Below are 24,991 nucleotides of genomic sequence, written 5' to 3' on the forward strand. Positions count from 1 at the left end.
CTAAGATCGACCCATGCCTGAGATAACGCGTGACGAGGTCGCGCACCTGGCGAACCTCGCCCGGATCGACCTGGACGCCGCCGAGCTCGACCACCTCGCGCCGCAGCTGTCGGTGATCCTGGAGTCGGTCGCCTCGATCACCGGCGTCGCCGGCGACGACGTCCCGCCGACGTCGCACCCGCTGCCGCTGACCAACGTGTTCCGCGAGGACGTCGTGACCCCGTCCCTGACCCCCGAGGAGGCGCTCGCGATGGCGCCCGCCGTCGAGCAGCAGCGCTTCGCCGTGCCGCGGATCCTGGGGGACGAGCAGTGAGCGCCGCGACGCCGGGTCCCGAGACCCGCACCGCCGCCGCGCTGGCCGACGCCCTGGCGGCCGGCGAGACCACCTCGGTCGCGCTGATCCAGGCCCACCTCGACCGCATCGCCGAGGTCGACGGGGCGGTCCACGCCTTCCTCCACGTCGACGCCGAGTCCGCGCTGGCCCAGGCCGCCGAGTCCGACGCGCGCCGCGCGGCCGGTGCGCCGGCCTCGCGCCTGGACGGCGTGCCGATCGCGGTCAAGGACGTGCTCACGACCGTCGGCATGCCGACGACGTGCGGCTCGAAGATCCTCGAGGGCTGGCTGCCGCCGTACGACGCCACGGTCGTCAAGCGGCTCAAGGACGCGGGCCTGCCGATCCTCGGCAAGACCAACATGGACGAGTTCGCGATGGGCAGCTCGACCGAGCACTCGGCGTACGGGCCCACCCGCAACCCCTGGGACCTCGACCGGATCCCGGGCGGCTCCGGCGGCGGTTCCGCGGCGGCCGTGGCGGCCTTCGAGGCCCCGCTCGCCCTCGGCACCGACACCGGCGGCTCGATCCGCCAGCCCGGCGCGGTCACCGGCACCGTCGGGGTCAAGCCGACGTACGGCGGCGTCTCCCGCTACGGCCTGGTCGCCATGGCCAACTCGCTGGACCAGGTGGGCCCGGTGACCCGCACCGTCCTGGACTCCGCGCTGCTCCACGAGCTGATCGGCGGGCACGACCCGTTCGACTCCACGAGCATCGCCCAGCCGCTGCCGGCGCTCGTCGCCGCCGCGGAGCAGGGCGCGACCGGCGACCTCGCCGGCCTGCGGGTCGGCGTGATCAAGGAGCTGCAGGGCGAGGGCTACCAGGCTGGCGTCCAGGCCCGGTTCACCGAGGCCGTCCAGCTGCTGGTCGAGGCCGGTGCCGAGGTCGTCGAGGTGTCCTGCCCGAGCTTCGTGCACGCGCTCGCGACCTACTACCTCGTGATGCCGTGCGAGGCGTCGAGCAACCTGGCGAAGTTCGACGCCATGCGCTACGGCCTGCGCGTCCTCCCTGAGGGCATCGACAACCCGAGCGCCGAGGAGGTCATGCGGGCGACCCGCGACGCCGGCTTCGGCGACGAGGTCAAGCGCCGGATCATCCTGGGCACCTACGCCCTCTCGAGCGGCTACTACGACGCCTACTACGGGCAGGCGCAGAAGGTCCGCACGCTGATCAGCCGCGACTTCGCGACCGCCTTCGAGCAGGCCGACGTGCTGGTCTCGCCGACGGCGCCGACCACCGCGTTCAAGCTCGGTGAGAAGCTCGACGACCCGGTGGCGATGTACCTCAACGACCTCGCCACCATCCCGGCCAACCTCGCCGGCGTGCCGGGCATCTCGCTGCCCAGTGGCCTCGCCGACGAGGACGGCCTCCCCGCGGGCTTCCAGGTGCTCGCACCGGCGCTGGCCGACGACCGGCTCTACCGCGTCGGGGCCGCCCTCGAGGCAGCCCTCCACGCGCGCTGGGGCGGCCCGCTGCTGGCCCAGGCCCGCGGTCTCGACAAGCTCGACCAGCGAGAGGACGACCGATGACCACCACGAGCACCCGCGAGGCGCTGCTGCCCTGGGACGACGTGCTGGCGGCGTACGACCCCGCCCTCGGCCTGGAGGTCCACGTCGAGCTGAACACGGCCTCGAAGATGTTCTGCGGCTGCCCGACGGAGTTCGGCGCCGAGCCGAACACCCAGGTCTGCCCGACCTGCCTGGGGCTGCCAGGCGCGATGCCGGTCGTCAACGGCAAGGCCGTGGAGTCGGCGATCCGGATCGGGCTGGCGCTCAACTGCGAGATCGCGGAGTGGTGCCGGTTCGCGCGGAAGAACTACTTCTACCCGGACATGCCGAAGAACTTCCAGACCTCGCAGTACGACGAGCCGATCGCGTTCGAGGGCTTCATGGACGTCGACGTCAAGGGTGAGACCTTCCGCGTCGAGATCGAGCGCGCGCACATGGAGGAGGACACCGGCAAGTCGCTGCACGTCGGCGGCGCGACCGGGCGCATCCACGGCGCGGAGTACTCCCTGGTCGACTACAACCGCGCCGGCATCCCCCTCATCGAGATCGTCACCAAGCCTATCCGGGGCGCGGGGGAGAAGGCGCCGGAGATCGCCAAGGCGTACGTCGCGCAGCTGCGCGAGCTGATCGTCGCCCTCGGCGTCTCCGACGCCCGCATGGACCAGGGCTCGATCCGCGCCGACGTCAACCTGTCGCTGGCGCCGACGGGCACCGGGGAGCTCGGCACCCGCACCGAGACCAAGAACGTCAACTCGCTGCGGTCGGTCGAGCGCGCGGTCCGCTACGAGATGCAGCGCCACGGCGCGATCCTCTCCGGCGGCGGCTCGATCCTGCAGGAGACCCGGCACTGGCACGAGGACACCGGGATCACCACCAGCGGCCGGGAGAAGTCCGACGCCGAGGACTACCGGTACTTCCCCGAGCCCGACCTCGTCCCCGTCGCGCCCTCGCGGGCGTGGGTGGAGGAGCTGCGCGGGACGCTGCCGGAGAACCCGACCCAGAAGCGGGCCCGGCTGCAGGCCGCGTGGGGCTTCTCGGACCTGGAGATGCGCGACACCGTCGGTGCCGGCGCCCTCGGGCTGGTCGAGGAGACGATCGCCGCCGGTGCGACGCCGTCGGCCGCCCGCAAGTGGTGGCTCTCCGAGCTGGCCCGCCGTGCCAACGAGGCCGGCACCGAGCTCGCGGCGCTCGGCGTCTCGCCGCTCGACGTCGCCCGCGTCCAGGCGCTCGTCGACTCCGGCTCGATCAACGACAAGCTGGCCCGCCAGGTCTTCGACGGCCTGCTCGCCGGCGAGGGGACGCCCGACGAGGTCGTCGAGAAGCGCGGGCTCGCGATCGTCTCCGACGAGGGCGCGCTCTCGACCGCCGTCGACAACGCGATCGCCGCCAACCCCGACGTCGCCGACAAGATCCGCGACGGCAAGGTCGCCGCGGCCGGTGCGCTCATCGGCGCGGTGATGAAGGAGATGCGCGGCCAGGCCGACGCCGGCCGGGTCCGCGAGCTGATCCTCGAGAAGCTCACGTAGGTCGCGGTGGCCGGGATCTTCATCGGCCGGCCGATGAAGCTCCCGGCTGGCCGATGAAGTTCCAGCGGCCAACCGACAGGTTCAACGGCCGGCCGACGAAACTTCCTCGTCGAGCGCCGACCGGCGTGTGACGCGTGGGACGGATGTGACGACGCCGTACCCTGGGCTCTCACGGTCATTGGGGGACCGTGCCGTTCTGCTGCCGTCAGGAGAGTCGTGTCCGTCGTCCGCCGCACCGGGGGCCTGCTCGCGCTGAGCACGGTCCTCGCCCTGGTCATCACGCTGGTCCTCACGCTGACCGCCACCCTCCTCGGGCCGGTGCCGCTCGGTACGCCGGCGCAGGCCGCGCCCGCCGCGGCGCCCGCCGCCGCGCGCCAGGCGGCACCCGCGCCGGCGCTCTCGAGCCTGGCGGCGCCCGGCCGCAGGGGAGGGAAGGGCAAGCCGTGGAAGCCGCGGGCGGGGGTCGTCTTCAACAACCCGCTCGGTGACCGCGGGCAGCGTCGCCGGATCGTGCGCCAGGTGATCAAGGCGATCGACCACACGCCGGGGCGCGGGGAGATCCGGATCGCGAGCTGGAACGTCCGCAACGCCGGCATCACCCGCGCGCTCGCCTCGGCCCACCGCCGTGGCGTCACCGTCCGGCTGATCATGTCGCGCGGCAACCTCGGCACCCGCGAGGACCCCAACCCGGGCGTGCGCCGCCTCGTGCGCGAGCTGTCGGTCAACGGCAACAAGCTGCGCCGCCCGGTCCGCCGCAGCCACGTGAAGTCCTGCGTGAGCTCCTGCCGCGGCACGACGGGCATCTCGCACTCGAAGTTCTTCCTCTTCAGCCGTGCCGGCGCCTCGCGCTGGGTGGTGATGAACGGGTCGTTCAACGCCACCGACCTGGCCTCGAGCAACCAGTGGAACGACGTGTACGTCGTCCGCGGCAAGCCCAAGGTGTACGGCGCCTTCCGCCGCACCTTCACCGAGATGTGGCGCGACAAGCCGGTGCGCAAGGCCTACAGCCGCACGCGGGTCGGCCCCGTGACGGCGTTCTTCTACCCCTACGCCGGGCCGCGCGCCAAGCGCCTCGACCCGGCGCTGAGCGAGCTCAAGGCGGTGCGCTGCCGCGGTGCGCGCAACACCTCCAGCGGCCGCACCAAGGTCCGCATCGCGATGACCAGCTGGTTCGGCGAGCGGGGCACGCGCCTGGCCTGGCGGGTGCGCCGGATGCAGAACAACGGCTGCGACGTGAAGGTCGTCTACGCCGTGATGGGCAACGAGGTGCTGCGGATTCTGCGCCGCGAGGGCCGCCGGCCCGTCCGGCTCCAGCAGGTGGTCCAGGACTTCGACGGCGACGGCGTCTACGACCGCTACCTCCACATGAAGGTGCTGACCATCAAGGGCCGCTACCGTGACAGCCGCCGGGCGACCGTCGTGGTCAACGGCTCGGCGAACTGGTCGCCCGCGGTCCTCAACAGCGACGAGGCGGTGCTGCGGATCCGCCGCGCCCCGGTGCTCCGCGACTACAACCGGTGGATCGAGAAGCTCTACCGCAACCCGCCCGACCCCGGCCTGATCGGGCCGCTGCTCGGTCGCCGGCTCGGCGTGCTCGACCCCTACGCCGAGATCGAGGTCGACTGACGGGGGTACGCCGGCGGCGTACCGTGACCGCATGCGCGCCTCTCACCGGGTCCTCACCGCCGCGGCGACCCTCGTCCTCCTGCTGCCGGCCGCGGCGTCGGCCGACACCCTGAGCGGCACGCCGGGCGACGACCGGATCGTCGGCACGGCGTCCGCGGACGCCGTCAAGGCCAAGGCGGGCGACGACCGCGTGCTCGGCCGGGGCGGCGACGACGTCGTCCTGCTCAACGCGGGTGACGACACCGGTGACGGTGGCGCGGGGAACGACCGGATCGAGGGCGGCTCGGGCGCGGACACGCTCCGCGGGGCGGCCGGCGCCGACCGGCTCCTCGGCGGGCCGGACCCCGACAGCCTCCTGGGCGGTGCCGGGGACGACTGGCTGCACGGCAGCGACGGCGACGACGTGGTCTCCGGGGGCGACGGGAACGACCACCCGCAGGGCGGGCCGGGGGACGACCGGGTCTCCGGCGGGGCCGGCGACGACGAGCTCGACGGGGACAAGGGCGACGACCTCATCGACGCCGGTGACGGCGACGACCAGGTCACCGGCGACGAGGGCATCGACGTGATCCACCCCGGCGACGGGGCCGACGAGGTCTACGGCGAGGAGGGCGACAACGAGGTGGTCGCCACCGACGACGGCGTGCGCGACGACATCTTCTGCGCGACGCTCGGCGGGCCGCCGGGACGCATCACCTACGTCGGGCAGCGCGACCCGCTCGACGCGCTGCGCAACTGCGTCGTCACGGTCGTCCCCGCGCCCGAGGGCTGACCGGCTGCCAGTGAGCAAGCCCGCCGGCCATCGACGGGCCGAGCCCGCCCCGGTCCGCGGACGCGCGGGTCGTGCTTGTTACGGTCGTCGGGCAGCTGACCCAACGACCGAGCCGATCCCGGGGTGCCTCGTCGATGACCAACCGCCTGCCCATCTCTCCTGCGCGTGCCACCGCGACGACCGTGCTGGTCGCCGTGCTCGCCCTGCTCGCCGGCCCGCTGGCCGTGCCGGCGGAGGCTGCGCGCTACACCCCGGCCGCCGGGGTGCGGACCAACGACCCGCTCGGTGACCGCGCCGCCCGGCGGGCGGTGATCGGGCACGTCATCAAGTCCATCGACGCCGTGCCGCGCAAGGGCCAGATCCGGATCGCGAGCTGGAACGTCCGCAGCGACGACGTCGTCGACGCCCTGATCCGCGCCCACGCCAAGCGCAAGGTCGGCGTCAAGGTGGTCATGGACCGCCTCAACGCCAACCCCGAGAACCCGAACCGTGGCGTCAACCGCCTGCAGCGCGCGCTGGAGAAGGGCAACGCCTCGCGCAAGCCCTACCTCCGCAGCGGCCTGCGCAAGTGCGTCAGCGCCTGCCGCGGCCGCGGCGGCATCGCCCACTCGAAGTTCTTCCTGTTCAGCCAGGCCGGCAAGGCCCGGTGGGTGGTGATGAACGGCTCGTTCAACGCCACCGACCTCGCGGCGTACGGCCAGTGGAACGACATGTACACCGTCGTCGGCCGCAAGCCCGTCTACCAGGAGCTGCGGACCGTGTTCGCGCAGATGTGGCAGGACGACAACGTCAAGCAGGGCTACCGCCAGCGGTCCTTCGGCCGCGGGCTCACCACGATGGTCTACCCGTGGCGCGGGCGCGGCACGAAGGGCGACCCGGTGCTGCGCGAGATGTCGCGGATCTCCTGCACCGGCGCCCGCAACACCGCCAGCGGCCGGACGAAGGTCCGGATCTCGATGACCTCCTGGCACGGCGAGCGCGGCAAGAAGATCGCCTGGGCCGTGCGCCGCAAGCAGAATGCCGGCTGCAACGTGAAGATCGTGTACGCCGTCGCCGGCAACGAGGTGCTGCGGATCCTGCGCCGCGAGGGCCCGCGCCCGGTGCCGCTGCGCCAGATCACCCAGGACTTCAACGGGGACGGCGTCTACGACCGCTACCTCCACACCAAGGTGCTGACCGTCCGCGGGCGGTACGGCGCGGACCGCCGGGCCACCATGACCCTCAACGGCTCGGCGAACTGGTCGCCCGCGGCGCTGCCGAGCGACGAGGTGCTGATCCGGCTGCAGGGCAAGGGCCCGCTGCAGCGGTACAACCGCTTCGTCGAGCGCCTCTTCGACAACCCGCCGCCCCGTGGCCGGGCCGCCGCCCGCGGCACGAGCGCCCGGTCGGGCGCGGCGCCGGTGGTGCTGCCCGAGCACCTGCCGCTCGGCACGCGCGTCGACGGGGTCGACCCGTACGCGCTGCTCCAGGCGGGCTGAGGCCTTCCTCACCCGTCCGCGGGGGAGTGGGTGCGGGCGGCGGTGGAGTACGCTCCTGGCGACATCCACACCGTCCGCACCCAGGGGAAGCCGGTCCGATTCCGGCGCTGACCCGCAACCGTAGGCCGACGGTCCCCAGCACGACGAGCACCACGGGACCACGCGGCGAGCCGGAGCACCTGGTGCGCGACGCCTGATCACACGCTGTCGAGGAACGCAGCGGGTGGCCACGCCGGGTCCCCGGCCGCAGCCGTCCCGTTGTCGCAGCGGGAAGGAACACATGCGCAACGCCGCTCGCCTGCTCGCCGGAGGGATCGCCGCAGCCGTGCTGTCGGGCGGCCTCGTCGCCGCGCCGGCCCACGCCGCCGCCGAGGACACCGCTGCCCGGTGGCTGACCGGTGAGCTCACCGACGGCCTGGTCCACAACGACCAGTACGACTTCGACGACTACGGGCTGACCGCGGACGTCGCGATCGCGCTCGACGCCGTCGGCGGCCGGGCCGCGGACGCCCGCAAGGTCCGCCGCGCGCTCGCCCCGCACGTCGACAGCTGGACCACCGGCGTCGACTTCGGCTCCGACGACGTCTACGCCGGGTCGGTCGCGAAGGCGGCCGTCGTGGCGCAGCGCACCGGCGGCGACGCCCGCGCCTTCGGCGGGGTCGACCTCGTCGAGCGCCTCGAGGCGCGCGTCGTCGCGACCGGCGCCGCGAAGGGACGCATCCAGGACCAGGGGTCGGCCGACTACGCCAACACCCTCGGCCAGGCGTTCGCCGCCGAGGCGCTCTCGGTGGCCGGCTCCCCGCGGGCCGGGTCGGCCGTCCGGTTCCTCCTCGCCCAGCAGTGCGGTGCCGGCTTCTTCCGCGTGACGCTGGACGCCGCCGACGCCGCGACCCAGAGCTGCGCCGACGCCCCGCGGGCGAACGCCAAGCCGAGCGTCGACGCCACCGCCGCCGCCGTGCTCAGCCTGCGCGAGGTCCCGCAGCCGACGACCAAGGTCAAGCGCGCGGTCACGGCGGCGCTGGCCTGGCTCGCGAAGCGGGAGCAGCGCGACGGCCTCTACGCCAGCCAGGGCCAGCGCACCGGCGGCGACCCGAACGCCAACAGCACCGGGCTGGCCGCCTGGGCGCTCGGCGACTCCGGCCGCTGCGGCGCCGCCCGCACGGCCGCCCGCGCCGTCGCGAAGCTGCAGCTGACCAGCGCCAACGCCGGCACGCCGCTCGCGGGCGAGAAGGGCGCCGTCGCCTTCGACCGGGCCGCGAAGAAGGCCGGCCGCGACGGCATCTCGGTCGAGGAGCGCGACCAGTGGCGCCGCGCCACCGCGCAGAGCGCGCCCGGCCTGTCGTACGTCGCCGGCTGCCGCTGATGCTGCGCCGCCTGCTCGCCCGGCTCGCCGCCGCGATCCTCGTGGCCGCGGCGGCGGGTGCGGTGGTCCCGGCCGCGCCGGCCGGGGCCGCGGCCTGCTCGAGCGCCGACGGCGTCACCGCCGTGGTCGACCACAACGAGCTCGGCGGCGGCGTGCAGCAGGTCTGCGTGGCCGACGGCGGCGGGGACACCGCCGCAGCCGTCTTCGCCGCGGCCGGGTACCCCTTGACCTACGCCCAGCGCGACCCGGGCTTCGTCTGCCGGGTGGCCGGCGTCCCCGCCGACGACCCGTGCGTCAACGCCTCGCCCGCCGACGCCTACTGGGCGCTCTACTGGTCCGACGGCAAGAACGGGTCCTGGATCTACGCCTCGGCCGGCGCGGGGAGCCTCACCGTCCCCGAGGGCGGGTACGTCGGGTTCTCCTGGCAGGGCTCGACCAGCAAGAGCCCGCCGAGCACCACCCCCGCCCCGCACCGGGCGCCCGCCGCCACGCCGAGCCCCGCCGCGCCGGCCGGCCCGTCCGGCCAACCGGCGCCCCAGGCCCCCTCCGGCGCGGGCCCCACCCGCGGTCCGCAGGGCTCACCGGGCGCGAGCGGCCCCGCCGCGCCGACCGGCGCCTCGACGCCGGGCGCCTCGCCGAGCGCCGGTGGGTCTGCCACCGCGTCGCCGGGCGAGGGCGCGGCCGGGCGCAAGGGCGACCGCCGGGGCGACCGCGAGGGCGACCGGTCCGGCGCGGAGACCTCGGCCCCGGCCGCACCGAGCCCGTCGGAGGCCGGCGCGACGACGTACCCCGCCGTCGACGACGAGACCGCCCCGACGGCCGCCGAGCCGGATGACCAGGGGCTGCCCGCCTGGGTGCCGCTGGTCTTCGTGGCGCTGCTGCTCGTCGCGGTCGCGATGGTGCTCCAGCGCCGGCGCGCGTCTGGGAGGCCGTGACCGCGCGATGCCGGCAGTGACGGGTGCAGCGGGAGCACGGGAGCGGGTCGGTGCGGCCCGGCTGCCGCGCGACCTGCACCCCGTCGCGTGGTACGTCTGGGCGATCGGCCTGGCGACCGCCGCCTCCTCGACCACCAACCCGCTGGTGCTCGGCCTGCTCCTCGCCGTCGCCACCCTGGTGGTCGTCGCCCGCCGCTCGGACCAGCCGTGGGCCGCGTCGTTCCGCCTCTACCTCTGGCTCGCGGTCGTCGTGCTGGTGACGCGGGTGGTCTTCCGCATCGTCTTCGGCGGCAGCTACCCCGGCACCGTGCTGCTCGACCTGCCGGAGGTGCCGCTCCCGGACTGGGTCCTGGGCATCCGGCTGCTCGGCCCGCTGACCCGCGAGGGCCTGCTGAGCGGGGTGTACGACGGGCTGCGGCTCGCCACGATCATCGTCTGCATCGGCGCCGCGAACGCGCTGGCCAACCCCAAGCGGCTGCTGCGCTCGGTGCCGCCGGCGCTGCACGAGGTCGGCACGGCGCTCGTCGTCGCCGTGACCGTGCTGCCCCAGCTGGCCGACAGCGTCCGCCGGGTCCGCGCCGCCCAGCAGCTCCGGGCGGGGGAGGAGCGGCGGGTCCGCGGCCTGCGGCGGGTGCTGGTGCCGGTGCTCGAGGACGCGCTCGAGCGGTCGCTGGCGCTCGCGGCCGGCATGGACGCACGCGGCTACGGCCGGGCGCCCGGCCAGACCCGTGCCGAGCGGTGGACGACCGGCGCGCTGCTGCTCGTCGGTCTCGGCGGGATCTGCGTCGGGGTCTACGGCGTGCTCGACCAGACCGCCCCGCGGGTGCTCGCCGGCCCCATGCTCGGCCTCGGCCTGGTCGCCGCGGTCGCCGGGTTGGCGACCGCCGGGCGCCGGGTCGACCGCACCCGCTACCGCCCCGACCGCTGGCGCTGGCCCGAGGTGGTCGTCGTGGCCTCCGGCGTCGTCGTCGGCGCGGTCGGCGTCTGGGCCAGCCGCCACCAGGTCCCCATCGCCTACCCGGACCTGACCCGGGTCCCGGAGATCAGCATCGCCCTGCTCGCCGGGGTGCTGGTCGGCGTCCTCGCCGCCGTCGTCGCGCCCGAGCCCCGGACGGTGGGCGCGTGATCGAGCTGCGCGGGATCACCTTCGGCTACGGCGGGGACCGGCCGGCCGTCCTCGACGGCGTCGACCTCACGATCGAGGAGGGCGAGCTCGTCCTCGTCAGCGGTCCGACCGGGGTCGGCAAGTCCACGTTGCTCGGTGTGGTCACCGGCCTGGTGCCGCGGTTCTCCGGCGGCGTGCTGACCGGAGACGTGCTGCTCGACGGCGCCAGCGTCCTCCACGCTCCGCCGCGGGACCGCGCGCACGTCGTCGGGTACGTCGGGCAGGACCCGGCCGCGGGCTTCGTCACCGACACCGTCGAGGAGGAGCTCGCCTACGGCATGGAGCAGCTCGGCCTGCCCCCGGAGACGATGCGCCGACGCGTCGAGGAGACCCTCGACCTGCTGGGGATCGCCGCGCTGCGCGACCGCGACCTGCGGACCCTCTCGGGCGGCCAGCAGCAGCGGGTCGCGATCGGCGCTGTGCTGACCATGCACCCCCGGCTGCTCGTGCTCGACGAGCCGACCAGCGCGCTCGATCCCACCGCGGCCGAGGAGGTGCTGGCCACGCTCACCCGGCTCGTCCACGACCTCGGCGTCTCGGTGCTGCTGGCCGAGCACCGGCTCGAGCGGGTGGTGCCGTTCGCGGACCGGATGGTGCTGCTCGACGGCTCCGGCGCGGTCCGGGTCGGCGAGACCGCCGAGCTGCTCGAGACGTCCCCGGTCGCCCCGCCCATCGTCGAGCTCGGCCGGCTCGCCGGGTGGCGCCCGCTGCCGCTCAGCGTCCGCGACGCGCGGCGCCGCGCGCGCTCGCTGCACCTCGCCGCACCCGACCCGCGTCCCGAGCCGGCCGCCGTACCCCTCCTCGGCGCGCGGGGCCTGACCGTCGTGCACGGGCGGACGACCGCGCTGCGCGAGGTCGACCTCGCGCTCGACGCCGGCCGGGTGACCGCACTGATGGGACGCAACGGGGCCGGGAAGTCCTCGCTGCTGTGGGCGCTGCAGGGCAGCCGCAAGCGGCACGGCGGCTCCGTCGACGTGGCCGGCGCCGACCCGGCGCGCCTCGACCCGGCCGGCCGGCGCGCGGTCGTCGGGCTGCTGCCGCAGGACGCGGCGGACCTGCTCTACCTCGAGACCGTCGCCGAGGAGTGCGCGGCCGGCGGGCCCGGCACCCGCGCGATCCTCGACTCGCTCGTCCCGGGCGTGCCCGACGACGCCCACCCGCGCGACCTCTCCGAGGGCCAGCGGCTGGCGCTGGCCCTCGCGCTCGTGCTCGCCGCCGAGCCGAGGGTCCTGCTGCTCGACGAGCCGACCCGCGGCCTGGACTACGCCGCCAAGAAGGTCCTCGCCGCCACCCTGCGGCGCCTCGCCGCGGACGGGCACGCGGTGCTGGTCGCCACCCACGACGTCGAGTTCGTCGCCCATGCCGCCGACGAGGCGGTCGTGCTGGCCGAGGGCGAGGTGGTCTCGGCCGGGCCGGCCCGCCGCGTCGTCGCGGAGTCGCCGTCGTTCGCGCCGCAGGTCACCAAGGTCCTCGGCCCGCCCTGGATGCGGGTCGACGAGGTCGCGGCCGCGCTGGAGCCGGCGTGACGGCGGCCGTGCGCGTCTCGCGCCGCTCCGCGCTCGTGCTCGCGGTGGCCTCCCTGGCCGGGCTGATGATGCTGTGCTGGCCGCTGCTCCTGGAGGTGCCGGCCGACGCGCGGGTCGACCCGCCGTTCCTGTTCCTCGCCCTGCTGCCGGTCGTCGTCGCGGTGGTGCTCGCCGAGCTCACCGAGGGTGGGCTCGACGCGCGCGTGCTGGCCGTCCTCGGCGTGCTCAGCGCGGTGCAGGCGGTGCTGCGCGCGGTCTCGGCCGGCACGGCCGGCGTGGAGCTGGTGTTCTTCCTGCTCGTGCTCGCCGGCCGGGTCTTCGGACCGGGGTTCGGGTTCGTGCTCGGCTGCACGTCGCTGTTCACCTCCGCGCTGATGACCGCCGGCGTCGGGCCGTGGCTGCCGTTCCAGATGATGTGCTCGGCCTGGATCGGGATGGGGGCCGGCCTGCTCCCGCGGCGGGTGCGCGGGAAGGCCGAGATCGCGATGCTGGCGGCGTACGGCGTCGTGGCGGCGTACCTCTTCGGCGCGCTGATGAACCTCTCGTCGTGGCCGTTCCTGCTCGGCGTGCAGGTGCCCGGCCACGAGGGGTCGCTGGCGTTCGTGCCGGGGGCGTCCCTGGTCGACAACCTGACGACGTTCCTGACCTACACGCTGGTCACGTCGACCGGCAGCTTCGACACCGTCCGGGCGATCACCAACGTCGTGGCGATCGTGCTGCTCGGCCCGGCGGTGCTCACCACGCTGCGCCGGGCCGCCCGGCGGGCGACGGTGGTCGGCGTCGTGCGGGGGCCCGCCGAGGAGCCGTCGGTCAGGGCTTGAGGACGAGGATCCGGTCGTCGCCCTCGGCCGGCGTGCCGCGGCCGTCGCGGTTGCTGGTCGTCAGCCACAGCCGGCCGTCGGGGGCGAACGCGACGGTGCGCATCCGGCCGTGGTCGCCGACCAGGAACTCCTCGGGCTCGCCTGCCCCGTCGGGGCCGACCGGGACCCGCCAGAGCCGCTCGCCGCGCAGCGCCGCGAGGTAGAGGTGCCCGTCGGCGTACGCCAGGCCCGACGGGGAGGCCTCGTCGGTGCGCCACTGCGCCTGCGGGTCGACGTAGTCGCCGCTGGGGCCGCCCTCGATGGTCCCCTCGTCGCGCCCCTCGACCTCGGGCCAGCCGTAGTTGGCGCCGGCCTCGATCAGGTTGAGCTCGTCCCAGGTGCTGTCGCCGAACTCCGAGGCCCACAGCCGGCCCTCGCCGTCGAACGCGAGCCCCTGGACGTTGCGGTGGCCCCACGACCAGACCGGCGAGTCGAACGGGTTGCCGGGCGCGGGGTCACCGTCGGTGGTGATCCGCAGGATCTTGCCGCCGAGGTCCTCGCGGTCCTGGGCGCGCTCGGGCTCGCCGGTCTCGCCGGTGGAGACGTAGAGATGGCCGTCGGGGCCGAAGACCATCCGCCCGCCGTCGTGGATGAACCCGTTCGGGATGCCGGTGAGGACGTCCTCCGTCGCGCCGAGGCGGTCCCCGCGCAGCTCGGCGCGGACGACGCGGTTGTCCTCGGCGGTCGAGACGTAGAGGTAGACCAGCCCGTCGTCTGCGAAGCCCGGCGAGACCGCGACGCCGAGGAGGCCGGCCTCGCCCTCGGGCGCCGCCGCGTCGATCGTGCCGAGCTCGGTCACCTCGCCGTCGGCGGTGACCCGCAGGACGCGCGTGGTGTCGCGCTCGGTGACGATCGCGTCGCCGTCGGGCAGGAAGTCCAGCCCCCACGGCGCCTCGAGCCCGGTGACCACGGTCCCGACGACCGTCGGGCGCTTCGACGTCGGTAGCTCCGTGCGCCCGCTCGGGGGCGCGCCCGGGCCGCTCGAGCCGCCCGCCGACGGGCTCGCCGGCGAGCTGCCGGCCGGGGTGGCCGGCGCGGTGCCGGTGACGTCGACGTCGACCTCGTCGCCGCCCTGCCCGCAGGCGGCGAGCGCGAGGGGCAGCACGAGCGTCGCGACGGCGTACGTCGCCAGCGACCGGCGCCGGGACGCCACGTCAGGCGACCTTGTCGTCCGAGACGCGGCCGACGAGGTCCAGCAGCAGCCGGTGCACCTCGTCGGGGTGCTCCATCTGGACGAAGTGGGTGCCCGGCAGCTCGACGTAGCTGGCGCCCGGGATCCGGTCGGCGGCGGTGGCCATGTGCCGCGCGCCGGCCAGCAGGTCCCAGCGGCCCGCGACGAACACGCACGGGACCTCGACGCGGCTCAGCGGCACCCGACGGTGCAGCGAGGTGGTCAGCGCCATGTGGAAGTACCAGTCGATCGGCGTGGACAGGAACTCCTTGACCGCCGCGGCCGTCAGCTGCGGGTCGGCCACGGGGAGCATGAAGCCGGAGTGGCTGAGCACGGCGATCGTCTTCTCGCCGACCGGCAACCGCGTCGTGACGGGCGTGATCGCCCGGCCCGCGAGCCGGACGGCGCGGGAGAGGTTGACGGTGACGGCCCGCGCGGCGGCGCGGGGGAGGCGCAGCGGGCCGAGCATCGTCGAGAACGTGTCGCCCGGGACGCCCGCGACCGCGAACAGCGCGCTGACCCGCTCGGGGTGGTCGACGGCGAGCTGGAACATCGTGTTGACGCCGATCGACCAGCCCACGACGACGACGCGGTCGAGCCCGAAGTGGTCCATCACCGACAGCGCGTCCTCGACCAGCTCGTCGACGCCGCACGCCTCCGCGCGGGTGGGCCGGTCCGAGCCGCCGGTGCCGCGGTGGTTCCAGGAGACCACGCGCACGCCGCAGGCGGGGTCCAGCAGCGCCGGCCACGCGAACGGGCTGGTGCCCAGGCCGTTGCACAGCAGCACCGTCGGGCCGTCGATGCGCTCCTCGGGGTCGTTGGTCCATGCCCGGAGCCGCGTGCCGTCGTCGGAGAGCACGTCACGGAAGGCGATCGTGGCGGCCGGGGCGCTGCGGGCGGTGGACTGCATGCCTCCAGGGTGCCAGAGCGGGCCGACCCGGGACCGGAAGCGTGGCGGACCCCACGGACTGCTCCGGGTTCTCATGGCTCCTGGGTGGCGGTGGACGAGACCGCCGGCCCGGCAGGGAGGTGCCGAGCCGGCGGTCTCAGCCGTGCGCCGCGTGCCTGGTCGCGACCGCCGGGGCGGTCGTCGGGACGGTCGTCCTCGCCGTCCCCGCCAGGGCGGCGAGGAACTCCTCGACCTCCAGCCGCTCGGCACGTCGTCGGGCCAGCGCGGTGGAGGCGACCATGGCGTTGCGCCTGGCCCCCAGCTGCGACTCCTGGGGCCACTCCCGGACCCGACGGACGAGAGCCGGGAGGAGCGGGAGGGTCGCGGGGAGGGCCATGGCTCGACGCTAGGTGGCGGCGACGTCACCGGGGTCACCTGCGTGTGACGTCTGGGTGAACGGCAGCGGCGCCGGCCCGCCCTAGTCCGGGACCGGCTCCGCGAGGGCCCGGCCGGAGCGGGTCGCCCCGACGCTGGCGACCACCACGCACGCCATCGCCGCCCACTGCACGGGCGCCAGCAGCTCGCCCAGGACCACGATGCCGGCCACCGCCGCGGCGGCCGGTTCCAGCGACATCAGGATGCTGAACGTCGAGGGCCGGATCGACCGGAGCGCCACCAGCTCGCAGGTGTAGGGCACGACCGAGCTGAGCAGCCCGACCAGCGCGCCGATGGCGACGACGTGCAGGTCGGCCAGCTGGTCGCCGTACCTCCCCAGCGCGACGGGGGAGAGCAGCAGCGTCGCCACCACGCTCGCGACGGCCAGCCCGTCCAGGCCGCGCCAGCGGGCGCCGGTCGCCGCGCTGAGCAGGATGTACGCCGCCCACGCGGCGCCGGCGAGGACGGCGTAGGCCACGCCGGCGAGGTCGAGGTCGGTGCGCTCGAAGCCGAGCAGCAGCACGCCGAGCCCGGCGAGGCCGACCCAGGCGAGGTCGCGCAGGCGTCGCGAGCCGAGGACCGCGAGGGTCAGCGGGCCGACGAACTCGATGGTGACCGCGAGGCCGAGCGGGATCCGCTGGAAGGACTGGTAGATCGCCCAGTTCATGCACCCCAGCGACGCGCCGTACCCCAGCACCACCAGCCAGTCCTGACGGGTCTTGCCGCGCAGCGCCGGCCGGGCGACCGCGACCAGGACCAGCGCGCTCGTCACGAGCCGCAGCCACACGATCGTCGAGGGCGACACCTCGTCGAAGAGGCTCTTCGCGACGCTCGCGCCCAGCTGCACCGAGGCGATGCCGACGAGGACCAGCCAGACCGGCGACAGCGCCGCCGATGAGTTCGTCCGCGTCACCGGGTCAAGGTAGGGGACACCTCCACGACGGAAGGAGCGGGGATGGCCCGCGGGACGATGGTGATGGTGGGCACCCGCAAGGGGCTCTGGGTGGCGCGCTCGGACGAGGCGCGCGAGGACTGGCAGGTCAGCGGCCCGCACTTCGCGATGGAGGAGGTCTACTCCTGCCTCGTCGACACCCGGGGCGGGCGGCCGCGGCTGCTGGCCGGTGCCTCCTCGACCTGGCTGGGCCCGCAGGTCTGGCGCTCCGACGACCTCGGCGCGACCTGGACGGACACCCCCGGCGGGGCCGTGGCCTTCCCCGAGGACGTCGACGCCTCCGTCGAGCGGGTCTGGCAGCTGGCGCCGGGCACCGAGCCCGGCGTCGTGTGGGCCGGCACCGAGCCCGGGGCGGTGTTCCGCTCCGAGGACGGCGGTGAGACGTTCGCGCTCCAGCGGGGCCTGTGGGACCACCCGCACCGCGAGCAGTGGGGTGCCGGGTTCGGCGGGCAGGCGTTCCACACCGTGCTGCCGCACCCGAGCGACCCGGCCTCGGTGACCGTCGCGATCTCGACCGGCGGCGTCTACCAGACCTCCGACGGCGGCGAGTCCTGGGAGCCGCGGAACGCCGGCATCCGCGCGGAGTTCCTGCCCGAGGGCGAGCAGTTCCCCGAGTTCGGCCAGTGCGTGCACAAGGTGACGCGGCACCCCGCGCGCCCCGAGCGGCTCTACCTGCAGAACCACGGCGGGGTCTACCGCTCCGACGACCACGCCGCGACCTGGACCTCGATCGCCGCGGGACTGCCCAGCGACTTCGGGTTCCCGGTCGTCGTCCACCCCCACGACCCCGACACGCTCTACGTCTTTCCCCTCGGCGAGGGCCGGTTCCCGCCCGACGGCCGGGCGCGGGTGTGGCGCTCGCAGGACGCCGGCGCCACCTGGGCCGAGCTGGGCGGCTCCGAGGCGGGCGCGCTGCCGGACGGGTTCTTCGTGGCCGTCGTCCGCGACGCCATGTGCGCCGACGACCACGCCGCGCCGGGGCTGTACGTCGGCGCCCGCAACGGCACCGTCTGGGGCTCCTCCGACGCCGGCGAGACGTGGCGCTGCGTCGTCGCCGACCTGCCCGACGTCATGGTCGTGCGCGCCGCCGCGATCGACCTCTGAGGCGCGGCGTGCCACGGTGGGCCGCGTGCACGACGACGCGCTCCTGACGGCTGCGGCCCTCCTCGGGTCTCCGGCGATCGAGGCGCTGGCGGTCCTGCCGGGCAGCGACCGCAACCGGGTCTGGCGGGCGCGCCTCGCGGACGACCGCACGGTCGTCGTCAAGCACTACCGCGACCCGTCGCTCGGCACCTGGCGGCGGGAGTCGGCCGCGCTCCGGCTCGCGGACGGCGAGGGCGCCCCACGCATCCTCGCCGTCTCGTACCCGAGCGACGGTCCGGCCGTGACCGTCCTGGAGGACCTCGGCGACCCCGGCAGCCTGGCCGACCTCCTGCTCGCCCGGGGTGCCGACGCGCCCCGACGTGCCGGCGAGGGCCTGGTCGCCTGGGCGACTGCGATCGGCCGGCTCCACCACCGCACGCACGGGCGCGGCGAGGAGTTCGCCACCGCGCTCGGGCCGGGGCTCCGCGCCGATGCGGTGGCCGAGGAGGTGGAGGAGGCGCCGACGGGGCTCGCAGCGCTCGTGGCTGCCCACGACCTCCCCTGGTCGGACGCCGTGCCGGCGGCCTTCGCCGAGGCGCTCGCCCCGCTCACCGATCCCGCCGACGCGGTGCTCTCCCCAGGGGACGCCTGCCCGGACAACAACCTCCTGGCCGAGGACGGCGCGCGACTGCTCGACTTCGAGTACGCGCAGGTCCGCCACCGCGCCTGGGACGCGGCGTACCTCCGCGTGCCGTGGCCGTCCTGCTGGTGCGCCTGGCAGGTGCCCGCCGACCACGCTCACCGCGCGCTCGCGAGCATGCTCGAGGCGTCGTACGGCGGCGGGCCGGTGCCCACCTCGTTCGCGGCCGACCTCGACGCCGCCACCCTGCTGTGGTGCCTGGTCAGCGTCCGGTGGTTCCTGCCCGGCGCGCTCGAGGAGCCCGCCGCCCGCAACGCCGACGAGGACCGCCGGCCCGGCCGGTGGACGATGGTCATCACCCGGTTGGAGCTCGCGGCCCGCACGCCCGGCCCGGAGCCGCTGCGCCGGTGGGCGGCCGAGACGGCGGCGCAGCTCGTCCGCCGCTGGGGTGAGCACGCGTTGCGGCCCGCACCGGCGTACCGCTGATCCTGGCGCGGTCCGGACGATCCGGTCCACACGTCCACGATCGTTCAATTGAACGGTTGTGGACCGGTGGAAGCGCTTCCCCGCGACATTCCCGCGCAATTGAACGATCGTTGACGCAGCGGCCCGTCGACCACGTCACAACCCCTGAGACCGGCCGGGGAGCGGCGGAGCCCGCGACTAGGCTGACGGGCATGACCGAGCAGGACCCGCAGAAGACCGGCACGCCCGACATCAAGCCCCGTTCCCGCGACGTCACGGACGGCCTCGAGCGCGCCGCGGCGCGCGGCATGCTGCGGGCGGTCGGCATGGGCGACGACGACTGGGAGAAGCCCCAGATCGGCGTCGCGTCGAGCTGGAACGAGATCACCCCCTGCAACCTCTCGCTCGACCGGCTGGCGAAGGCAGCGAAGAACGGCGTGCACGCGGCGGGCGGCTTCCCGATGGAGTTCGGGACCATCTCGGTCTCCGACGGCATCTCGATGGGCCACGAGGGCATGCACTTCTCGCTGGTCTCCCGCGAGGTCATCGCCGACTCGGTCGAGGTCGTGATGAGCGCCGAGCGCCTCGACGGCTCCGTGCTGCTGGCCGGCTGCGACAAGTCGCTGCCGGGCATGATGATGGCCGCGGCCCGCCTGGACCTCTCGAGCGTGTTCCTCTACGCCGGCTCCATCATGCCGGGCAACGTCGACGGCAAGGACGTCACGATCATCGACGCCTTCGAGGCCGTCGGCGCGTGCCTGGCCGGCAAGATCTCCCGCGAGGAGGTCGACAAGGTCGAGCGCGCGATCTGCCCGGGCGAGGGCGCCTGCGGCGGCATGTACACCGCGAACACCATGGCCGCCGTCGCCGAGGCCATCGGCATGTCGCTGCCGGGCTCGGCCGCTCCGCCGGCCGTCGACCGCCGCCGCGACGGCTTCGCCCACAAGTCCGGCGAGGCCGTGGTCAACCTGCTGCGCAAGGGCATCACCGCGCGCCAGATCATGACCAAGGAGGCGTTCGAGAACGCCATCACCGTCGTCATGGCCCTCGGCGGCTCCACCAACGCCGTCCTGCACCTGCTCGCGATGGCCCGCGAGGCCGAGGTCGACCTGACCATTGACGACTTCAACCGGATCGGCGACAAGGTCCCGCACCTCGGCGACCTCAAGCCCTTCGGCAAGTACGTCATGTACGACGTCGACAAGATCGGCGGCATCCCGGTGGTCATGAAGGCGCTGCTCGACGCGGGCCTCATGCACGGCGACTGCCTCACCGTCACCGGCAAGACGCTGGCCGAGAACCTCGCCGACCTCGCCCCGCCGGACCTCGACGACGACGTCATCCGCAGCCTGGACCGCCCGATCCACAAGACCGGCGGCCTGACCATCCTCAAGGGCTCGCTGGCCCCCGAGGGTGCCGTCGTGAAGTCGGCCGGCTTCGACGAGTCGGTCTTCACCGGCACCGCCCGGGTCTTCGACGGCGAGCGCGCCGCGATGGACGCCCTCGCCGAGGGCCGCATCGTCGCCGGCGACGTCGTGGTCATCCGCTACGAGGGCCCCAAGGGCGGTCCGGGCATGCGCGAGATGCTCGCGATCACCGGCGCGATCAAGGGCGCCGGGCTCGGCAAGGACGTCCTGCTGCTCACCGACGGGCGGTTCTCCGGCGGCACGACCGGCCTCTGCGTCGGCCACGTCGCCCCCGAGGCCGTCGACGGCGGGCCGATCGCGTTCGTCCGCGACGGCGACCCGATCACCCTCGACGTCCTCAACCGCAGCCTCGAGGTGGAGATGGACGACCTGGAGGACCGCAAGGTCGGCTGGCAGCCCAACCCGCCGAAGTACACCCGCGGCGTCCTCGGCAAGTACGCCGCCACCGTCCGCTCCGCGGCGCACGGGGCGGTCACGAGCTGACCGGTCCGGGACCGCTCACCCGCGAGCTGCTCGGCTTCGGCCCGCACGCCGGCGCGCACCGCGTCGCCGTGCGGGCCGGCGTCTCGGTGCTGGTGCCGCTGCTCGTCCTGCTCGCCGCCGACCGGCTCGAGTGGTCGATCTACGCCGCGTTCGGTGCGTTCACCGCCCTCTACGGGCGCGAGCGGGTCGGGCCGCTGCGGGTGCGCCTGCAGACCGAGGTCGGCGTGCTGCTCACCGGCGTGGTCGCGGTCGGCGTGCTGGTCGGCACCAGCGCCCACCGGGCGTGGCTCGCCGTACCCCTTGCCGCGCTGCTGACCGCCGCCTCGGCCGTCCTGTCGGACCGGCAGCGGTGGCACCCGCCGGGCGCACTGTTCCCCGTCTTCGCCCTCACCGCGTGCGCCTCGATCCCCAGCGAGCCCGGCGACGTCGTCGTCGCGGCCCTCGTCGCCGGCGCGACCGCGGCGTTCGCGCTGGTCGTCGGCAACGCCGGCGCCTGGCTGCGCCGCCGCTCGACGTCGTACGCCGCCACCCCGGCGTGGCCCGAGCGCCCCACCGGCACCTGGCGCGACGTCGCGCCCAGCGCGGTCGCGGTGCTGCTGGCCGGTGCGGTGGCGACCAGCAGCGGCATCGGCCACCCGTACTGGGCGATGGTCTCCGCGGTGGTGCCGCTCGTCGCCGCGGACCCGGTGCGGCAGGTGGTGCGCGGCCTGCACCGCGTGGTCGGCACGGCCTTCGGGCTCGGCCTGGCCGCGGTACTGCTCACCCTGGACCTCGAGCCGCTCGCGCTCGTGCTGCTGGCGGTGGCGCTGCAGGTGGCCGCCGAGCTGCTCATCGGCCGCAACTACGCGGTCGCCCTGGTCGCGGTCACCCCGCTCGCCCTGCTGATGGTCCACCTCGTCTCCCCGGTGCCGGTCGGCACGCTGCTGCTCGACCGCGGCGTGGAGACCGTGATCGGCGTGGTCATCGGTCTGGCCGTCGGCCGGGCCGCCCAACGGCTCGCCGCCTGACCCCGCCGCCTGAGCCCGCCGCCTGCGGGGCCGGTGGGAGCCCTCTCCAGCGACGACGTTGCCGCTGCACACGGCGCCCACCGCGTGTGCAGCGACAACACAGCCGCTGAAGTGCCCGGCGGGCTGGCCCGCCGGCCCCCCGCCTGAGCCTGCCGTCTGGGCCCGCCGCCTGCGGGGCCGGTGGGAGCCCTCTCCAGCGACGACGTTGCCGCTGCACACGGCGTCCAACGCGTGTGGAGCGGCAACACGGCCGCTGAAGTGCCCGGCGGTGGGGGAGGATGCGCCCCATGGACCTCCGCTTCCCCCGCCCGCTCCGACCCGGCGACCGGGTCGGGGTGACCGCCCCGTCGGCCGGCGTGGAGCCCGCGCTCAGGGCCCGCCTGGACGCCGGCGTCGCCGCGCTGGCCGAGCGGGGCCTGGAGGCGGTGCTGGGAGAGTGCCTCGGCACGGCCGGGGTCACCTCGGCGCCGAAGGAGCAGCGCGCCGCCGAGCTGACCGCGATGCTGTGCGACCCGACGATCGCGGCGGTCGTGCCGCCGTGGGGCGGGGAGCTCGGCATCGACGTGCTCGACCAGCTCGACTGGGCCGCACTGGAGCAGGCGGAGCCGACCTGGCTGGTCGGCTTCAGCGACACCTCGTTGCTGCTCGTCGCCCTGACCACCCGGCTCGGCTGGGGGACCCTGCACGGCGCGAACCTGATGGACACCCGCTACGAGCCGCCGGCCGGCCTGCTGCACTGGGCCGACGTCGCCTCGGCGACCGGGCCGGTCACCCAGCGCAGCCCGGGCCGGTACCGGACGAGCGGCTGGGACGACTACGAGGGCGACCCGGGCGTCCGCGCGATGACCCTCGACGGCGCCGGCACCTGGTCGGTCCTGGGCGGCGGCGGGGCCGACGTGACCGGACGGCTGGTCGGCGGGTGCGTGGAGATCATGGGGCCGATCGCCGGGACGCCGTACGGCGACGTGGGGGCGTTCGGCGAGGAGCACGCCGACGAGGGCCTGCTCGTCTACCTCGAGGCGTGCGAGGACGGCCCGTTCACCATCGCCCGGACGCTCCACGGGCTGCGGCTCGCCGGCTGGTTCGACCACGCCAACGCGGTGCTCGTCGGGCGGACCGGTGCCCCCGACCACCCGGCGATGAGCCAGCGCGAGGCGGTCGCCGACGCGCTCGGGCCGCTCGACGTGCCGGTCGTCCTGGACGTCGAGTGCGGCCACGTCCAGCCGTTCCTGCCGCTCGTCAACGGAGCCCTGGCCCGCGTCGTCGTCGACGGCGGCCGCCACGAGATCACCCAGGAGTGGTGAGGATGCCCCACGTCGACGAGCACGGCCAGGCCGTCGGCGACGAGGTCCCCGGCTGGACGCCGCGGACCCCGCCCGCCCCGGTCGTCCTGGAGGGGCGGTACGTCCGGCTCGAGCCGGTCGCGGCCACCCACGCCGCGCCGCTCTTCGACGCGCTCGGCGGCGCCGAGGACGCCCCGCTGTGGACCTACCGGCCCGCGGCGCAGCCGGCCGACGTGGCCGCCATGGCCCGTGACGTCGTCACCCCGCTGGCCTCCCACACCGGTTCACTGACCTTCGCGATCGTCCCCACCCAGGGGCCCGGCCCCGAGGAGGCGGCCGGCCTGGCGACGTACTGGCGCGTCGAGCCCGACCACGGCGTCATCGAGATCTCGGGGGTGCTGTTCGCCCGGCGCCTGCAGCGCACGCGCGCGGCGACCGAGGCGATGCACCTGATGATCGGCCACGCGGTCGAGGAGTGGGGCTACCGGCGCGTGGAGTGGAAGTGCGACGCGCTCAACGAGCCGAGCCGCCGGGCCGCGCTCCGGCTGGGCTTCACCTACGAAGGGCGGTTCCGCCAGCACATGGTGACCAAGGGACGCACCCGCGACACCGACTGGTTCTCGATCGTCGACGGCGAGTGGCCGGGGATCCGGGCGGCCCACCAGCGGTGGCTGGACCCCGCGAACTTCGACGAGGCCGGGCAGCAGCGCAGCCCGCTGGAGGTCGGTCCGCGGTCACAGGGATGACGACGTCGGCGCCGGGTGCCAGGGTCGCGGCATGGACCAACGGATCAGCTTCGTGACGCTCGCCGCGGCCGACCTCGTCGCCAGCCGGGCGTTCTACTGCGACGGTCTCGGCTGGACGGCGGCGCTGGAGGTGCCCGGCGACGTCGTGATGATCGAGGTCGGCGAGCACGTCGTGCTGTCGCTGTGGGACCGGGCCGCGTTCGAGGCGGAGGTCGGGCCGATCGCGACCGGAGCCGGCGTGCCGCCGTTCACGCTGGCCCACAACGTCGCCACGCGCGCGGAGGTCGACACCGTCCTCGCCACCGCGCGGGCCGCCGGCGCCGACCCGGTCGGCGTCGCGGAGGAGCGCGCGTGGGGCGGGTACACCGGTTACTTCGCCGATCCGGACGGGTATCGGTGGGAGGTCGCGTACAACCCCGGACCCCTCGGACGGAAAGGTGCTGCCGTGAGCGATCCCCGAGACCCCTCCGAGCCGGGCGCCCAGGGCGGTCCGCACCCCGGGGCGCAGGCGCACGGGGAGTCGACCGCGGAGCCGACCACCGAGGCGATGAACGCCGCCGGTGACCGCGAGGACCGCGACGACCGGACCGTGCTGACCGGCCACGACGTCGAGGCCGAGCTGCTCGCGGACTGGCGGGTGATGTTCGACCAGCTCCACGCCCGGTTCGCGACGGGTGACTTCGCCACGGGGCTGCGCCTGGTCGCCGCGATCGGCGAGGCCGCCGAGGCGATGGACCACCACCCCGACGTCGAGCTGACGTACGCCGGGGTCGTGGTGCGACTGTCCAGCCACGACGTCGGCGGGGTCACCGCACGCGACGTCCGGCTCGCCCGCGAGGTCAGCGACGCGGCCGGCCGCCTCGGCGCCACGCCCGAGCCGCACCGGCTCTCGGTCCTCGAGCTGGCCCTCGACACCCCCGACCTCGAGGCGGTCCGGCCGTTCTGGGCCGCCCTGCTCGGCTACGAGGGGACCGACGAGGTGCCCGACGAGCTCCGCGACCCCAGCGGCCACGGGCCGACCCTGTGGTTCCAGGAGTCCGGGCCGCGCTCGCCGCAGGACGTCGAGCAGCGCTTCCACCTCGACCTCCGGGTCCCGCCCGAGGTGGCCGAGTCGCGCGTGCGCGCCGCGGTCGAGGCCGGCGGCACGCTGGTGACCGACGGCTACGCCCCGCGCTTCTGGGTCCTCGCCGACGCCCAGGGCAACCAGGCCTGCATCACCACCTGGCTCGGCCGCGAGTCCTGAACCGCGCCCAGCCCCGCTCGGTGGGGCGGCCGGCGAGCGAACCGGCAGAGCGAACGTTTCATCGGCCGGCCGACAGA

The 24,991-nt window shown here is 75.0% G+C and carries 22 protein-coding genes; 18 read left to right on the forward strand and 4 right to left on the reverse strand.

The genetic code is table 11. The annotated features are described in order from the left end of the window. The first annotated feature begins 13 nt into the window (after positions 1 to 13). The 11 genes from gatC (at position 14) to QWY28_RS07300 (ending at position 13,051) form a co-directional block, all read left to right on the forward strand. Positions 14 to 313 (forward strand): Asp-tRNA(Asn)/Glu-tRNA(Gln) amidotransferase subunit GatC, encoded by a 300-nt coding sequence (gatC, locus tag QWY28_RS07250; RefSeq protein WP_300951649.1) that lies wholly within the window; start codon positions 14 to 16, stop codon positions 311 to 313. Then, a complete protein-coding gene (gatA, locus tag QWY28_RS07255; protein ID WP_300951650.1) occupies positions 310 to 1,860 on the forward strand; it encodes an Asp-tRNA(Asn)/Glu-tRNA(Gln) amidotransferase subunit GatA in 1,551 nt (516 codons plus the stop codon). Before gatC ends, gatA begins: the two co-directional genes overlap by 4 nt. Continuing rightward, positions 1,857 to 3,365 carry an Asp-tRNA(Asn)/Glu-tRNA(Gln) amidotransferase subunit GatB gene (gene gatB / locus QWY28_RS07260; RefSeq protein ID WP_300951651.1) on the forward strand — a complete coding sequence of 503 codons (1,509 nt, stop codon included), beginning with the start codon at positions 1,857 to 1,859 and terminating at the stop codon, positions 3,363 to 3,365. The genes gatA and gatB overlap by 4 nt, the downstream gene beginning before the upstream one ends. 216 nt (positions 3,366 to 3,581) lie before the next feature. Further along, positions 3,582 to 4,991 (forward strand): phospholipase D-like domain-containing protein, encoded by a 1,410-nt coding sequence (locus QWY28_RS07265; protein WP_300951652.1) that lies wholly within the window; start codon positions 3,582 to 3,584, stop codon positions 4,989 to 4,991. A 31-nt stretch (positions 4,992 to 5,022) separates the two neighbouring features. Next, positions 5,023 to 5,763, forward strand: coding sequence for a calcium-binding protein (locus QWY28_RS07270; RefSeq protein WP_300951653.1), 741 nt, complete (start codon positions 5,023 to 5,025; stop codon positions 5,761 to 5,763). Positions 5,764 to 5,897: 134 nt separating this feature from the next. Next, complete coding sequence (locus QWY28_RS07275) at positions 5,898 to 7,241, forward strand: phospholipase D-like domain-containing protein (RefSeq protein WP_300951654.1); 1,344 nt, start codon at positions 5,898 to 5,900, stop codon at positions 7,239 to 7,241. 280 nt (positions 7,242 to 7,521) lie between these two features. After that, the gene (locus QWY28_RS07280; protein ID WP_300951655.1) at positions 7,522 to 8,604 is read left to right on the forward strand and encodes a prenyltransferase/squalene oxidase repeat-containing protein; all 1,083 of its coding nucleotides are present in this window, start codon (positions 7,522 to 7,524) and stop codon (positions 8,602 to 8,604) included. Beyond that, on the forward strand, positions 8,544 to 9,539 hold the full coding sequence (locus QWY28_RS07285) for a hypothetical protein (protein ID WP_300951656.1): 996 nt from the start codon (positions 8,544 to 8,546) through the stop codon (positions 9,537 to 9,539). The genes QWY28_RS07280 and QWY28_RS07285 overlap by 61 nt, the downstream gene beginning before the upstream one ends. A gap of 7 nt (positions 9,540 to 9,546) precedes the next feature. Further along, positions 9,547 to 10,665: a CbiQ family ECF transporter T component gene (locus QWY28_RS07290; RefSeq protein ID WP_439117234.1), complete on the forward strand. Its 1,119-nt coding sequence runs from the start codon at positions 9,547 to 9,549 to the stop codon at positions 10,663 to 10,665. Then, positions 10,662 to 12,230 (forward strand): ABC transporter ATP-binding protein, encoded by a 1,569-nt coding sequence (locus QWY28_RS07295; RefSeq protein ID WP_300951658.1) that lies wholly within the window; start codon positions 10,662 to 10,664, stop codon positions 12,228 to 12,230. Before QWY28_RS07290 ends, QWY28_RS07295 begins: the two co-directional genes overlap by 4 nt. Before the next feature lie 65 nt (positions 12,231 to 12,295). After that, positions 12,296 to 13,051, forward strand: coding sequence for an ECF transporter S component (locus QWY28_RS07300; protein WP_300952285.1), 756 nt, complete (start codon positions 12,296 to 12,298; stop codon positions 13,049 to 13,051). Here the strand turns inward: QWY28_RS07300 and QWY28_RS07305 are convergent. From QWY28_RS07305 to QWY28_RS07320, 4 genes are all read right to left on the reverse strand, one after another. Beyond that, complete coding sequence (locus tag QWY28_RS07305) at positions 13,041 to 14,243, reverse strand: PQQ-dependent sugar dehydrogenase (RefSeq protein ID WP_300951659.1); 1,203 nt, start codon at positions 14,241 to 14,243, stop codon at positions 13,041 to 13,043. The two genes, QWY28_RS07300 and QWY28_RS07305, sit on opposite strands and share 11 nt — an antisense overlap. A 1-nt stretch (position 14,244) precedes the next feature. Continuing rightward, positions 14,245 to 15,171 (reverse strand): alpha/beta fold hydrolase, encoded by a 927-nt coding sequence (locus tag QWY28_RS07310; RefSeq protein ID WP_300951660.1) that lies wholly within the window; start codon positions 15,169 to 15,171, stop codon positions 14,245 to 14,247. Positions 15,172 to 15,307: 136 nt separating this feature from the next. Continuing rightward, positions 15,308 to 15,547 (reverse strand): hypothetical protein, encoded by a 240-nt coding sequence (locus QWY28_RS07315; protein WP_300951661.1) that lies wholly within the window; start codon positions 15,545 to 15,547, stop codon positions 15,308 to 15,310. A gap of 81 nt (positions 15,548 to 15,628) precedes the next feature. Further along, entirely contained in the window at positions 15,629 to 16,498 is an 870-nt protein-coding gene (locus tag QWY28_RS07320) for an EamA family transporter (protein WP_300951662.1), read from the reverse strand. A gap of 42 nt (positions 16,499 to 16,540) precedes the next feature. Between QWY28_RS07320 and QWY28_RS07325 the strand changes: the two genes are divergently transcribed. From QWY28_RS07325 to QWY28_RS07355, 7 genes are all read left to right on the forward strand, one after another. After that, positions 16,541 to 17,641, forward strand: a complete 1,101-nt coding sequence (locus QWY28_RS07325) for a WD40/YVTN/BNR-like repeat-containing protein (protein WP_300951663.1) — start codon at positions 16,541 to 16,543, stop codon at positions 17,639 to 17,641. Between the two features lie 25 nt (positions 17,642 to 17,666). After that, positions 17,667 to 18,746, forward strand: coding sequence for a hypothetical protein (locus QWY28_RS07330; protein WP_300951664.1), 1,080 nt, complete (start codon positions 17,667 to 17,669; stop codon positions 18,744 to 18,746). A gap of 191 nt (positions 18,747 to 18,937) precedes the next feature. Further along, positions 18,938 to 20,635, forward strand: a complete 1,698-nt coding sequence (gene ilvD / locus QWY28_RS07335; protein WP_300951665.1) for a dihydroxy-acid dehydratase — start codon at positions 18,938 to 18,940, stop codon at positions 20,633 to 20,635. Positions 20,636 to 20,703: 68 nt separating this feature from the next. Continuing rightward, positions 20,704 to 21,642: an FUSC family protein gene (locus tag QWY28_RS07340; RefSeq protein WP_300951666.1), complete on the forward strand. Its 939-nt coding sequence runs from the start codon at positions 20,704 to 20,706 to the stop codon at positions 21,640 to 21,642. A 287-nt stretch (positions 21,643 to 21,929) separates the two neighbouring features. Beyond that, complete coding sequence (locus tag QWY28_RS07345; RefSeq protein ID WP_300951667.1) at positions 21,930 to 22,946, forward strand: S66 family peptidase; 1,017 nt, start codon at positions 21,930 to 21,932, stop codon at positions 22,944 to 22,946. 2 nt (positions 22,947 to 22,948) lie between these two features. Next, complete coding sequence (locus QWY28_RS07350; RefSeq protein ID WP_300952286.1) at positions 22,949 to 23,671, forward strand: GNAT family N-acetyltransferase; 723 nt, start codon at positions 22,949 to 22,951, stop codon at positions 23,669 to 23,671. Between the two features lie 31 nt (positions 23,672 to 23,702). After that, positions 23,703 to 24,914: a VOC family protein gene (locus QWY28_RS07355; RefSeq protein ID WP_300951668.1), complete on the forward strand. Its 1,212-nt coding sequence runs from the start codon at positions 23,703 to 23,705 to the stop codon at positions 24,912 to 24,914. Positions 24,915 to 24,991: the final 77 nt, after the last annotated feature.

The organism is Nocardioides oceani (genome assembly GCF_030412965.1).
Lineage (GTDB): Bacteria > Actinomycetota > Actinomycetes > Propionibacteriales > Nocardioidaceae > Nocardioides > Nocardioides oceani.

Bases quoted from the DNA above. Each gene is read 5' to 3' on its own strand.
- gatC (WP_300951649.1), top strand. From the start codon at position 14: ATGCCTGAGATAACGCGTGACGAGGTCGCGCACCTGGCGAACCTCGCC.
- gatB (WP_300951651.1), top strand. From the start codon at position 1,857: ATGACCACCACGAGCACCCGCGAGGCGCTGCTGCCCTGGGACGACGTG.
- QWY28_RS07270 (WP_300951653.1), top strand. From the start codon at position 5,023: ATGCGCGCCTCTCACCGGGTCCTCACCGCCGCGGCGACCCTCGTCCTC.
- QWY28_RS07275 (WP_300951654.1), top strand. From the start codon at position 5,898: ATGACCAACCGCCTGCCCATCTCTCCTGCGCGTGCCACCGCGACGACC.
- QWY28_RS07280 (WP_300951655.1), top strand. From the start codon at position 7,522: ATGCGCAACGCCGCTCGCCTGCTCGCCGGAGGGATCGCCGCAGCCGTG.
- QWY28_RS07290 (WP_439117234.1), top strand. From the start codon at position 9,547: ATGCCGGCAGTGACGGGTGCAGCGGGAGCACGGGAGCGGGTCGGTGCG.
- QWY28_RS07300 (WP_300952285.1), top strand. From the start codon at position 12,296: ATGATGCTGTGCTGGCCGCTGCTCCTGGAGGTGCCGGCCGACGCGCGG.
- QWY28_RS07310 (WP_300951660.1), bottom strand. From the start codon at position 15,171: ATGCAGTCCACCGCCCGCAGCGCCCCGGCCGCCACGATCGCCTTCCGT.
- QWY28_RS07315 (WP_300951661.1), bottom strand. From the start codon at position 15,547: ATGGCCCTCCCCGCGACCCTCCCGCTCCTCCCGGCTCTCGTCCGTCGG.
- QWY28_RS07325 (WP_300951663.1), top strand. From the start codon at position 16,541: ATGGCCCGCGGGACGATGGTGATGGTGGGCACCCGCAAGGGGCTCTGG.
- ilvD (WP_300951665.1), top strand. From the start codon at position 18,938: ATGACCGAGCAGGACCCGCAGAAGACCGGCACGCCCGACATCAAGCCC.
- QWY28_RS07345 (WP_300951667.1), top strand. From the start codon at position 21,930: ATGGACCTCCGCTTCCCCCGCCCGCTCCGACCCGGCGACCGGGTCGGG.
- QWY28_RS07350 (WP_300952286.1), top strand. From the start codon at position 22,949: ATGCCCCACGTCGACGAGCACGGCCAGGCCGTCGGCGACGAGGTCCCC.
- QWY28_RS07355 (WP_300951668.1), top strand. From the start codon at position 23,703: ATGGACCAACGGATCAGCTTCGTGACGCTCGCCGCGGCCGACCTCGTC.